Origin of the sequence: Pseudohongiella spirulinae (assembly GCF_001444425.1) — a bacterium.
Classification (GTDB): domain Bacteria; phylum Pseudomonadota; class Gammaproteobacteria; order Pseudomonadales; family Pseudohongiellaceae; genus Pseudohongiella; species Pseudohongiella spirulinae.
On record NZ_CP013189.1, the window covers coordinates 794,052 to 805,747 of the forward strand.

At 54.3% G+C, this 11,696-nt stretch carries 12 protein-coding genes; 8 read left to right on the plus strand and 4 right to left on the minus strand.

Going from position 1 to position 11,696, the window contains the following annotated elements; all coding sequences use genetic code 11:
* The 3 genes from prmC (at position 1) to rhlB (ending at position 3,218) form a co-directional block, all read left to right on the plus strand.
* Positions 1-855 (plus strand): peptide chain release factor N(5)-glutamine methyltransferase, encoded by an 855-nt coding sequence (gene prmC, locus PS2015_RS03790; protein ID WP_058020978.1) that lies wholly within the window; start codon positions 1-3, stop codon positions 853-855.
* Positions 848-1,603, plus strand: a complete 756-nt coding sequence (locus tag PS2015_RS03795) for a HesA/MoeB/ThiF family protein (protein WP_058020979.1) — start codon at positions 848-850, stop codon at positions 1,601-1,603. Before prmC ends, PS2015_RS03795 begins: the two co-directional genes overlap by 8 nt.
* A gap of 67 nt (positions 1,604-1,670) precedes the next feature.
* The gene (gene rhlB / locus PS2015_RS03800; RefSeq protein ID WP_156412646.1) at positions 1,671-3,218 is read left to right on the plus strand and encodes an ATP-dependent RNA helicase RhlB; all 1,548 of its coding nucleotides are present in this window, start codon (positions 1,671-1,673) and stop codon (positions 3,216-3,218) included.
* A 63-nt stretch (positions 3,219-3,281) separates the two neighbouring features.
* Here rhlB and PS2015_RS03805 read toward each other — a convergent pair whose 3' ends face one another.
* The 4 genes from PS2015_RS03805 to gatC are packed head-to-tail and all read right to left on the minus strand — an operon-like array spanning position 3,282 to position 6,832.
* Positions 3,282-3,611 (minus strand): PA4642 family protein, encoded by a 330-nt coding sequence (locus tag PS2015_RS03805; RefSeq protein ID WP_058020980.1) that lies wholly within the window; start codon positions 3,609-3,611, stop codon positions 3,282-3,284.
* Between the two features lie 34 nt (positions 3,612-3,645).
* Complete coding sequence (gatB, locus tag PS2015_RS03810) at positions 3,646-5,079, minus strand: Asp-tRNA(Asn)/Glu-tRNA(Gln) amidotransferase subunit GatB (protein ID WP_058020981.1); 1,434 nt, start codon at positions 5,077-5,079, stop codon at positions 3,646-3,648.
* A 2-nt stretch (positions 5,080-5,081) separates the two neighbouring features.
* On the minus strand, positions 5,082-6,530 hold the full coding sequence (gatA, locus tag PS2015_RS03815; RefSeq protein WP_058020982.1) for an Asp-tRNA(Asn)/Glu-tRNA(Gln) amidotransferase subunit GatA: 1,449 nt from the start codon (positions 6,528-6,530) through the stop codon (positions 5,082-5,084).
* A 14-nt stretch (positions 6,531-6,544) separates the two neighbouring features.
* The gene (gene gatC, locus PS2015_RS03820; RefSeq protein WP_058020983.1) at positions 6,545-6,832 is read right to left on the minus strand and encodes an Asp-tRNA(Asn)/Glu-tRNA(Gln) amidotransferase subunit GatC; all 288 of its coding nucleotides are present in this window, start codon (positions 6,830-6,832) and stop codon (positions 6,545-6,547) included.
* 324 nt (positions 6,833-7,156) lie between these two features.
* On the opposite strand from gatC, the gene PS2015_RS03825 reads away from it, so the two are divergent.
* From PS2015_RS03825 to rng, 5 genes are read left to right on the plus strand one after another with little or no spacing between them, the layout of a single operon-like run.
* Positions 7,157-8,197 (plus strand): rod shape-determining protein, encoded by a 1,041-nt coding sequence (locus PS2015_RS03825; protein WP_058020984.1) that lies wholly within the window; start codon positions 7,157-7,159, stop codon positions 8,195-8,197.
* Between the two features lie 39 nt (positions 8,198-8,236).
* Positions 8,237-9,112, plus strand: a complete 876-nt coding sequence (gene mreC, locus PS2015_RS03830) for a rod shape-determining protein MreC (protein ID WP_257721214.1) — start codon at positions 8,237-8,239, stop codon at positions 9,110-9,112.
* Entirely contained in the window at positions 9,109-9,597 is a 489-nt protein-coding gene (mreD, locus tag PS2015_RS03835) for a rod shape-determining protein MreD (RefSeq protein WP_058020986.1), read from the plus strand. The genes mreC and mreD overlap by 4 nt, the downstream gene beginning before the upstream one ends.
* Positions 9,598-9,604: 7 nt before the next feature.
* Entirely contained in the window at positions 9,605-10,216 is a 612-nt protein-coding gene (locus PS2015_RS03840; RefSeq protein ID WP_058023128.1) for a Maf family protein, read from the plus strand.
* Positions 10,209-11,693: a ribonuclease G gene (gene rng, locus PS2015_RS03845; protein WP_058020987.1), complete on the plus strand. Its 1,485-nt coding sequence runs from the start codon at positions 10,209-10,211 to the stop codon at positions 11,691-11,693. The genes PS2015_RS03840 and rng overlap by 8 nt, the downstream gene beginning before the upstream one ends.
* Positions 11,694-11,696: the final 3 nt, after the last annotated feature.

Consider the following 11,696-nt stretch of genomic DNA (forward strand, 5'->3'; position numbering starts at 1 on the left):
ATGGCAATAACGGTGCGGCAGATGCTGAAACTGGCAGGCGAGCAGCTCGGCAATTCTTCGACGCCGGGACTGGATGCGGAGCTGCTGCTGTCGCACGTTATGAATATCAGTCGAAGTGGCTTGCTGGCGCGCCTGTCAGATCGCTTGAGCGAGCAGGCCGAGCAGGATTTCCTGGCTTTGCTCGCACGGCGCAGGCGCGGTGAGCCGGTCGCCTATCTGCTGGGCAGCAAAGGTTTCTGGACGCTGGATCTGCAGGTCACACCGGATGTGTTGATTCCGCGCCCTGAAACCGAATTACTGGTAGAGATCTGTCTGTCACTATTGCCGACTGAACAAGGTGATTTTCAGGTGGCAGATCTCGGAACTGGCTCCGGTGCTATTGCCCTGGCGCTGGCTGTTGAACGCCCCGGCTGGCAACTGACGGCTACTGATTTCAGTCCTGCGGCCCTGTCCCTGGCTGCAGCCAATGCGGCAAAAAACAAGCTGAATAATGTGTCTTTCAGCTGTGGAACATGGTGTGAAGCCCTGGTACCAGATAAGCGATACGATGCAATCGTCAGCAATCCGCCGTACATAGCTCCAGATGATCCTCATTTGCTTGGGGACAGTTTGCCCTTTGAACCTTTATCGGCGCTGACGGCGCCCGACTGTGGGTTGGCCGATATCCGGCAGATCGTGGCACAATCAGCAGACTATTTGCGGTCAGGGGGCTGGTTGTTGCTGGAGCATGGTCATGATCAGGGGCCAGCAGTGCGGACCTTGCTGCAGACCCGTGATTTTCAGGATATTGTCACAGCCCGTGATCTGGCCGGGCTGGACCGTGTGACTTATGGTCGGAGACCGACAGATGAATGATGAGCAGCTGCTCCGCTATAGTCGGCAGATTATGCTGCCGAGCCTGGACGTTGAGGGGCAACAGCGGCTGTTGCAGGCGACGGTGCTGATTGTTGGCATGGGTGGTCTGGGCAGCCCGGTTGCCATGTACCTGGCGGCGGCCGGTATCGGCCATTTGATTCTTGCGGACGATGATGAGGTTGAGTTGAGCAATCTGCAGCGGCAGGTGATCCATCAAACGGCCAGTATTGGTCAGTCGAAGGTGGAATCGGCGCGCGATACACTGCTGGCACTGAACCCGGATACAAAAATTACCACAATGGCCAAACGCCTGGATGTCAGTGATCTGAACAGCTTGCTGACGAGGGGGGTCGATCTGGTGGTTGATGCCTGTGACAATTTCAACACGCGCTTTATGCTGAATCGCGCCTGCGTCAGTTATTCGGTGCCATTGGTTTCAGGTGCGGCGATCCGCCTGGAGGGGCAAGTGGCTGTGTTTGATACCCGTCGCGAGCACAGCCCCTGCTATCAGTGTCTGTTTAAAGCCGGTGGCGATGATGAGCAGATGAGTTGTGCACACAATGGTGTGCTGGCACCGGTCGTTGGTGTCATCGGCAGCATGCAGGCACTTGAAGCCATCAAGCTCATCAGTGGTCTGGGTGAGGATTTGTGTGGCAGGTTGCTGCTATTTGACGCACACTCCAGCCACTGGCGCGAATTGCGCCTGCCACGAGATCCCCAGTGCGAGGTATGTGCTGTCCGTGCTTGATGCCGTGAACGTCGCGGCGCTATGATGCGGAGCAATTTGACGAAACATTAGATACAGGCTGTGTTACATGCAATTGAACGACACTGAAAAGCAAAGTACAACCGACTTATCAACAGAAGAGACAACGCAAACTGCAGAGAGTGCAGCAGAGCCAATGCCGGTATTGTCGGAGGGTGAGGGGCGCACAGAGCCTGAAGAGGCTGTCGAAACCAAAGAGCCTGAAGAAGCCGAAGAGTCTGAAGAAATCACAGAGCCTCAGGAGGCCACAGAGCCTCAGGAGGCCACAGAGCCTCAGGAAATCACAGAGCCTCAGGAAATCACAGAGCCTCAGGAGACCAAAGAGCCTGAAGAAAAAGTCCCCTTCAGTCACTTTAAACTTGAGGAACCTCTGAACAAGGCTATCAAGGATCTGGGTTACGCATTCTGTACCCCTATTCAGGCGCAGAGTCTTCGCTACACGCTGGTCGGCTATGATGTAACGGGCAAAGCACAGACCGGTACCGGTAAAACGGCTGCGTTTCTCATAACCATTATCAACGATCTGCTTAAAAACCCGACACAGGAAAAACGTTATGTTGGCGAGCCGCGGGCGATTGTCCTGGCGCCCACGCGGGAGCTGGTCATGCAGATTGCCAGCGACGCGGCGAATCTGTGCAAGCACACCGATCTGCATGTTGTCACTCTGGTGGGTGGTGAGGATTATCAAAAACAACTGCGCGCAGTCGACAAAAAGCCGGTAGATATCGTGGTGGCGACTCCCGGCAGGCTGATTGATTTTCTGCAGAATGAGCATCTTTACCTGGGTTTGGTAGAGATTCTGGTGATTGATGAAGCGGACCGTATGCTGGATATGGGATTTATCCCGCAGGTGCGCAATATTGTATCGCGGACTCCGCACAAAGACTGTCGACAGACTCTGTTGTTCAGCGCCACGTTTACCCCGGAAATCATTGAGCTGACCTCGCGCTGGGCAATGGATCCGGTCATGATCGAGATTGAACCCGAGCATGTTGCCACAGATACGGTTGAGCAGATCGTGTATCTGGTGACTACGGAAGACAAGTATAAACTGCTCTACAACCTGGTGAGCCTGCAGGGTTCAGAAAAAGTCATCGTATTCAGCAATCGGCGTGATCAGGTGCGCAAACTGGCTGACAATCTGCACCGCAACGGTGTCAATTGCGGTTTGTTGTCCGGTGAAATTGCACAGAACAAACGGGTCAGAACGCTGGAGGAGTTCCGCGATGGTCGCATCGCTGTGCTGGTCGCAACCGATGTGGCGGGACGTGGACTGCATATCGATGATGTGACACATGTTATCAACTATACGTTGCCGGAGGAGGCAGAGGATTACGTGCATCGTATCGGACGCACCGGTCGAGCTGGTGCTACAGGCACGTCTATCAGTTTTGCCTGCGAAGAGGATTCCTTTCTGTTGCCTAACATTGAGGAGAAGCTGGGGCAGAAATTACCCTGCGTGTATCCGGATCAGAGGCTGCTGACCGATCCGCCGCCGTTTTCGCGGCCATCGAAGTTCAAGGATGAGAGTAAGGCGTCTGGCAGCAAGTCTGGTGGTCGATCTGGAAGCGGCGGCCGCTCACGAGCGCGGCGCTGAAACCAGGCTGACATTTTCCTGTCCGGCCCGCGCTTCAGACGGGCCGTTTCGGAAGGGGTTGAGTTACTGCACGCGTCCCGAGATCGCGCCGTGCTGTTCCATGATCTCAATGTAAGGTGTTGCCAGGCGGTGCTTGCGCAGGTGATCCAGAAAAGTACTGCCATCCGCAAGCCGCACGTTAAGATCCCGACCGGCTTCTACAAAAAACGGTACCAGTCGGGAAAATTGCTTAGGCAACATGCCCCGATAGGCCTTCATCAGAATGTGGTAATCATCCGGAGTGCCTTCCGGGGCCTGTAGCGTAAGGAAGGCCCTGATTCGCTCATCTGACCACTGTTCATTGCGTGTGGCAGGCTGAGTTCGTTCCTTCCCGGTTTTTTTCTCTTCAATCATGCTGACATTCCAATAATTTATCCGCTGAATTAACTTATTCGCTGAGTTTTTTACGCAGCAGTTCATTAAGCTGGGCGGGATTGGCCTTGCCTTTGGATATTTTCATGGCCTGACCGACAAAGTAACCGAATACGGCTTCTTTACCGCTTTTGAACTGTGCGACCTGATCCGGATTGCCGGCCAATACATCATCGACCAGTTTCTCGATAGCGCCAGTGTCGGTTACTTGCTTCAGGCCGCGCGCTTCGATGATCTGATCAACCTCGCCTTCTCCGTCAGCCAGGGCCTCGAAAACGGTCTTGGCAATTTTTCCGGAAATGGTGTTGTCCTTGATGCGCGCAATCAGGGTGCCAAGCTGAGTGGGTTTGATCGGCGACTGCGTAATATCCAGGTCCTGTTTGTTGAGCAGGCCCAGCAGGTCAACGCTGACCCAGTTTGAGGACAATTTGGCATCGCCGCACAGTTCGGCAACCTGTTCAAAATAGTCAGCCATGGCGCGGCTGCTGGTCAGTACACCGGCATCGTACTGGCTTAGCCCGTACTGTTCGACAAAGCGCGCACAACGGGCATCCGGCAATTCCGGCATGGTCGCCCGAACCGCTTCGATGTAGGTATCATCAATGACTATCGGCAACAGATCCGGCTCGGGGAAGTAGCGGTAATCATTGGCCACTTCCTTGCTGCGCATGGAGCGTGTTTCGTCTTTGTCAGAGTCATAAAGACGGGTTTCCTGGATCACCCGGCCGCCATCTTCGATCAGATCAATCTGACGTTGAACTTCATGATTGATAGCTTTTTCGACAAAGCGAAACGAGTTCACGTTCTTGATTTCAGTGCGAGTCCCCAGCTCGGTATCGCCTTTCTTGCGCACCGAGACGTTGGCGTCACAGCGCATGGATCCTTGTGACATATTGCCGTCAGATATGCCCAGGTAGAGGATGATAGAGTGCAGCTTTTTCAGATAGGCAACCGCCTCTTTGGCGCTGCGCAGTTCCGGCTCCGACACTATTTCCAGCAGTGGTGTGCCCGCGCGGTTCAGGTCAATGCCTGACATGCCCTGAAAGTCTTCGTGTAATGACTTGCCAGCGTCCTCTTCAATATGGGCACGAGTAATGCCGATGACTTTTTCATCGCCGTTTTCCAGCTGAATACGCAGGCTGCCTTTGCCAACAGTCGGGTGATCGAGCTGGCTGATCTGATAACCCTTGGGTAGATCCGGATAAAAATAGTTTTTGCGATCAAACACCGAGCGTTTGCCTATTTCGGCATCCACAGCCAGACCAAAGGCCACAGCCATGCGCAGCACTTCTTCGTTCATTACGGGCAGAGTGCCGGGTAGCGCCAGGTCGTAAATATTCGCTTGCGTGTTCGGTTCGGCGCCAAAGGCCGTGCTGCTGCCAGAAAAAAGTTTGCTTTGTGTGGCCAGTTGCACATGGACTTCCAGACCGATAACTGTTTCCCAGGTCATTGTTATACCTCCGGTCGCATGGTGTGCCAGTTGGTATTCAACTGGAACTGGTGGGCAACATTCAGCAAGCGCGCCTCAGAGAAAGCGGGTCCGACCAGTTGCATGCCGATCGGCAGCCCGTTCAGCATACCCGCTGGCAGCGACATACCGGGTATGCCCGCCAGGTTGACAGCGATGGTGTATATATCTTCGAGGTACATGGTGACCGGGTCGCTGTTTTTCTCACCCAGCTTGAATGCAGTGTGTGGCGAAGTAGGTCCCAGGATTACATCAACATCCCTGAATGCGTCATCAAAATCCTGCTTGATCAGGCGACGGATTTTCTGTGCTTTTTTGTAGTAGGCATCGTAATAGCCAGCCGACAGGGCATAAGTGCCGACCATGATGCGCCGTTTCACTTCATCTCCGAATCCTTCCCCCCGGCTGCGCTTGTAGAGGTCCTCAAGGTTTAGCGGATTTTCGCAGCGGTACCCAAAGCGCACGCCATCAAAGCGAGACAGGTTGGCAGACGCTTCGGCCGGTGCCACCACGTAGTAGGCAGGCACTGACAGGTGGTTATGCGGCAGGTCAACTTCACTGACGCTGGCACCGAGGCCTTCCAGTACTTTGATCGCGTCCTGCAGAATCTGCTGCACAGCCGGATTCAGATCGGCAGTAAAGTGCTGTTTGGGCAGGCCGATGCGCAAACCGCTCAATGAGTTCTGCAGCAGCGCGGTAAAATCTTCCACCGGATGGTCAAGGCTGGTGGAGTCGCGCAGGTCCGTACCGGCCATGGCGTTCATCATCAGTGCGGCATCTTCCGCGCTCTTGGAGAGTGGGCCGGCCTGATCAAGACTGGAGGCAAAGGCAATCATGCCGAATCGAGATACCCGGCCGTAGGTGGGTTTCAGGCCAGTGATGCCACAGAACGATGCGGGCTGGCGAATCGAGCCGCCGGTATCAGTGCCCGTGGCCATGACACACAAATCGGCTGCGACGGCCGCTGCTGAGCCACCTGATGAACCGCCTGGAACGCGCTGGGTGTCCCAGGGGTTGCGGACCGCGCCGTAGTAGCTGGTCTCGTTGGAAGAGCCCATGGCGAACTCATCCATATTGGTTTTGCCGAGCATAACCACACCCGCGCTCTGCAGGCGCTCAACGACTGTGGCATCGTAGGGCGATACAAAGTTATGCAGCATGCGCGAGCCGCAGGTGGTTAATACACCTCTTGTACAGAAGATGTCTTTGTGAGCCATCGGAATGCCCGTCAGGGGGCCGCCCGTGCCCGCGGCCAGCATGTCATCTGCCTGCGCAGCCTGGGCCAGTGCCTGCTCAGCGGCAACTGTAATGTAGGCGTTTAAGGTCGGATTCAGCGTGGCAATGCGATCCAGAAATGCCTGTGTCAATTCAACACTGGACAGCTCTTTGCGGCTCAGTGCCTGCGACAGTTCGGCAGCGGTTTTACTCAACATAAAAAGGCGTGTCCTTATTCAATAACTTTCGGGACCAGAAACAGACCGTCCTGGGTGGCGGGCGCAATTTTTTGCAACTCATCACGCTGATTGCTTTCGGTCACCAGGTCGGGTCGCAGGCGCTGGGTGGCGTCAAACGGATGAGCCATTGGTGAAACGGCATTTGTGTCAACGTCCTGCATCTGGTCGATCATGGCCAGAATATTGGAGATGCGGCCGGTCACTTCGTCGATGTCGGACTGATTTATCTCGAGTCGTGCCAGATGTGCAATTTTTTCCACATCAGAATTGTCCAAAGCCATTCATGAGCTCCCTTAGTGTGCGATAATACCGGCTTTACCGGCGTCCGGAGATGTCTTTTGTACCGGACAATTTTGATACTTGCCCTGCGTGTAGAGCGTTGCTAGAGTGCGTATCTTATAGCTGGAGAATCCGTAATTATACGGGATTATGGCCGGTCAGGGGCAACAGTTTCCTTCCAGGTTTCCGATCGTTGTCTGACACATCAGGGAATTTCTCTGAATTGTGGCAGGAACTGTCCGTTAGATTGTTTGTCTGCTTAGTATTAGCGGGCTAAGGGTCCGGGTGCGGACCATTATGATTAAATTGAGGTTAGCAGGAATTCGATGTTCAAAAAAATAAGGGGAATGTTTTCCAACGATCTGTCTATTGACCTGGGTACAGCGAACACACTTATTTACGTCAGAGGGGAAGGCATTGTTCTGAACGAACCCTCCGTTGTAGCAATCCGCAATCACAATGGCCAGAAAACCGTTACAGCGGTCGGGGCCGATGCAAAACGCATGCTGGGTCGGACACCGGGCAATATCACGGCCATTCGCCCGATGAAAGATGGTGTAATTGCAGATTTTCAGGTCACTGAAAAAATGCTCCAGCACTTTATAAGCAAAGTTCATGAAAACAGCTTTTTCCCTCCCAGCCCTCGTGTGTTGGTCTGTGTACCCTGCAAGTCCACCCAGGTTGAACGTCGCGCTATCCGTGAGTCTGTAATCAGTGCCGGCGCCCGTGAGGTGCGATTGATTGAAGAGCCCATGGCAGCAGCCATCGGTGCCGGCCTGCCGGTCGAGAAACCCAGCGGTTCCATGGTTGTGGACATCGGTGGAGGTACCACTGAAATTGCGATTATTTCCTTGAACGGTGTTGTGTACGCCGAGTCGGTGCGAATCGGCGGTGATCGTTTTGATGAAGCCATTATCACCCATGTGCGCCGTAACTACGGCAGCCTGATTGGCGATGCAACGGCTGAACGTATCAAAAAAGAAATCGGTTGTGCCTATCCCTCCGAGGGAATTCTGCGCGAAATTGATGTGCGTGGCCGTAATCTGGCGGAAGGTGTGCCCCGCAGCTTCACGCTCAACAGTGATGAGATTCTGGAAGCCCTGCAGGAGCCTCTGTCGGCCATAGTGCAGGCTGTCAAAAGCGCGCTGGAACAATCACCACCTGAACTGGCGTCAGATATTGCAGAAAGTGGCATGGTGTTGACGGGTGGTGGTGCCTTGCTCAAGGATCTGGACAAGCTGCTGTCAGAAGAAACTGGCTTGCCTGTCATTGTCGCTGATGATCCACTGACCTGCGTCGCCAGGGGCGGCGGCAAGGCCATGGAATTAATGGATCTGAACGAAATGGATGCGCTGACCCTGGACTGATTGGCAACAGGCTGAGGTTCTGCTATCAAAACCTTATTTATAAAAGGTGCTTCGCTGGAATACCGCCTGGTGGCTTATATCATCCTGGCGGTATTGGTCATGTCCGCAGATCGACGATTCGATTATCTGGATCGAGTCAGGTTCACTGTCGCCTACTTGAGCACACCCGTTTACTGGGTGGCTGATATCCCTACCCGTGTTTCGTTGTGGATGGATGATGTCTTCGTCTCCCAGCGTGATCTGATAGAAGAAAATGCTCGTTTGCGACAGGAATTGCTGTTTGCTCAGCGAGAGCTCCAGTTGCTGGCTGGCCTGGCCAGTGAGAACAGCCGCCTGCGTGAGCTGCAGACCGCTTCTCAGGCCGTGCAGGGTCGGGTGGTAACGGCCGAGATAATCAATGTGTCCAACGATCCGGGCTCCCGGCGTGTGCTGATTAATCGTGGTGCTCACAACGGTGTGATGGAAGGTCAGGCGGTTCTGGACGCACACGGGTTGATGGGTCAGGTCGTTGAAGTTCTGCCATTTACAAGCTGGGTGCTGTTGATCACAGATTCCCGGCACGGCACACCTGTGCAGGTCAATCGCAATGGTGAGCGCGCCATCGCCCGCGGCAGTCGCGGCGATGTTCCCGAGCTGGAGCTTGAATATGTGCCGGATACCGCCGACATTGTAGAAGGCGACCTGCTGGTCAGTTCAGGCCTTGGGCAGCGTTTCCCAAAAGATTACCCCGTGGCCGAAGTGACCCGGGTTGTGCATGATCCAGGGCAGGCCTTTGCTACTGTGCGGGCTCGTCCGCTGGCACAGATGGACCGCACACGTTATGTCATGCTGGTGATTCCCGATGATGAGATCATCAGAGGACAGGTGCTGCCGGATGGTTATCTGGACAGTATTGTTGACGAGGTGGCCCCATGATTCAACGCGCCAGTGGCGGCTGGGTCATCGCTCTCAGCCTTCTTCTTGCTTATCTGCTTGCGATTGTGCCGTTTCCTGACTGGGCCATGCATTACCGACCTCAGTGGGTCGCACTGGTACTTATCTACTGGCTGATGGCGCTGCCCTATCGGGTAGGCATCGGCACCGCATGGCTGTCCGGTGCTTTCCTGGATATTCTGCAGGGGAGCCTGCTGGGGATCAATGCGCTGTCATTTGCTCTGCTGGCTTATCTTACGCTCAGTCTGCATCAACGATTGCGGCTGTTTTCGGCACTTCAGCAAAGCGGCATTGTCCTGGTTCTGGTTGGGCTGACCATGACAGTGACGAACTGGATAAAAGTTGGTACCGATCAAACCAGCGAAGGCAGTCTGTTGTATCTGCTGGGTGCCTTGTCCAGCGCATTCGTCTGGCCCTGGCTGTTTCTGATGATGCGCCAACTGCGCCGTGGTTTTGATGTTAAATGAGTCCGCGATGAACACGAACCCGGATTTGATATTGGCTTCAGCGTCGCCCCGGCGTAGCGAGTTGTTAAGGCAACTTGGTGTGCGGTTCCGGGTTTTGACTGCTGACATAGATGAGACACCTGAGTTAAATGAAAAACCTGAACAGTATGTTCAGCGCCTGGCGCGAGAAAAGGCACAAACCATTCTGCGCAGCGCGCAACGACCAGCTCATCTCGCTGTGCTCGGTGCCGATACCATCGTGGTTTGCGACGGGCAATTGCTGGGCAAACCTGCTGATGCGGATCAGGCTGCAGCCATGTTGAGCCAACTGTCAGCCCACACACACAGAGTGCTAACGGCTGTTTGCGTGTGTAATGATGAGAAACTTCAGATTCGTCTGTCTGATACCGAAGTGACTTTTCGGGCGCTGAGTGCGCATGATACAGACTGCTATATTCGTTCGGGTGAGCCGTTTGGCAAGGCTGGCGCCTATGCTGTGCAGGGGCTGGGCGCTGCTTTTGTAACCGGAATTTCAGGCAGTTACAGTGGTGTGGTAGGTTTACCATTGTTTGAAACAGCGCAACTGCTGAAGGAGTTTGACGTGCCTACCGCGTTGGACAGAGGTTGCCCGGATGAGTGAAGAGATACTGATTAACGTCACGCCCAGAGAAACGCGGCTGGCGCTGATCGAGAATGGCCTGCTGCAGGAAATCTACCTGGAAAGGCGCAGCCGCAGCGGATTTGTGGGCGATATCTATCTTGGTAAAGTGGTCCGGGTCATGCCAGGCATGGAAGCCGCTTTTGTTGATATAGGCCTTGAGAGAGCGGCTTTTCTGCACAATTCAGATATCGCGCCGATTGGCGCGGACGGCCTGGAAATCAGACCTGAAGACAGCGCGGCTGCTACTATCCAGACACAATTGCGTGAAGGGCAGATGATTGTTGTGCAGGTTGCCAAAGATCCGATCGGCAGCAAAGGGGCACGGCTCACCACGCATCTGACATTGCCCTCCAGAAACCTGGTATATCTGCCGCGGAACAATCATATCGGCATATCCCAGCGCCTGGAAAGTGAGGAGGAACGTGAGCGCCTGCTCAGTGAATTGCAGCAATGCCTGAAAGAACCGGGCGTACGCAACAGCGGTGGCTATATTATCAGGACAGCGGCCGAAGGTGCTGTAGCCAGCGAGCTGCAGGAAGATATCCGCTTTCTGCAAAAATTGTGGGCCGCTGTAGAAAGACGCATTGAACGGGGTAAAGAAATTCGCGTACTGTATCGAGACCTGCCGCTGTATTTGCGCGCGGTTCGAGACCTGCTTACACCGTGTGTCGAAAAAATACGCATCGACACGCCAGATGCATTCAGAGAAATCAGTGATTTTATCCGCGATTTTATGCCGGAGTTTCTGACTCGAATTGAACTGTACAGTGGTGAGCGACCCATTTTTGACCTTTACGGCATTGACGATGAAATTGATAAGGCTCTGGGCAGACAGGTCAGGCTGAAGTCAGGTGGTGATCTGATCATTGATCAGACTGAGGCCATGACAACCATAGATGTGAACACCGGCGCTTACCTCGGCAGTAAAAATCATGCTGAAACCGTTCTGAAGACCAATCTTGAAGCGGCCACCGCCATTGCCAGGCAGCTGCGTATCCGCAACCTGGGCGGTATCATCATTCTGGATTTCATCGATATGGACGATCCGGAACACCAGCGTCAGGTGATACGGACCTTGAACAAGGCATTGGAAAAAGACCATGCCAGAACCATGGTGACCGCGATTTCCGAGTTGGGCCTGGTGGAGATGACCCGCAAGCGAACCCGGGAAAGTCTGGGTCAGACATTGTGTGCTCCCTGCCCGGTGTGTGAGGGAAGAGGGCGACTGAAAACTGCAGAAACCATCTGCTACGAAATATTCCGGGAGATTGTGCGCGTTGCGCGGGTCTATGAGAATGATGAGCTGCTGGTTATGGCTTCGCAGCTGGTCGTCGATCGGCTGCTGGATGAGGAATCGAGTACACTGGCGGATCTGGAGGTGTTAACCGGCAAGACGATCCGCTTTGAAGTGGAACCGATGTATACTCAGGAACAATATGATGTCGTGCTGTATTGACGG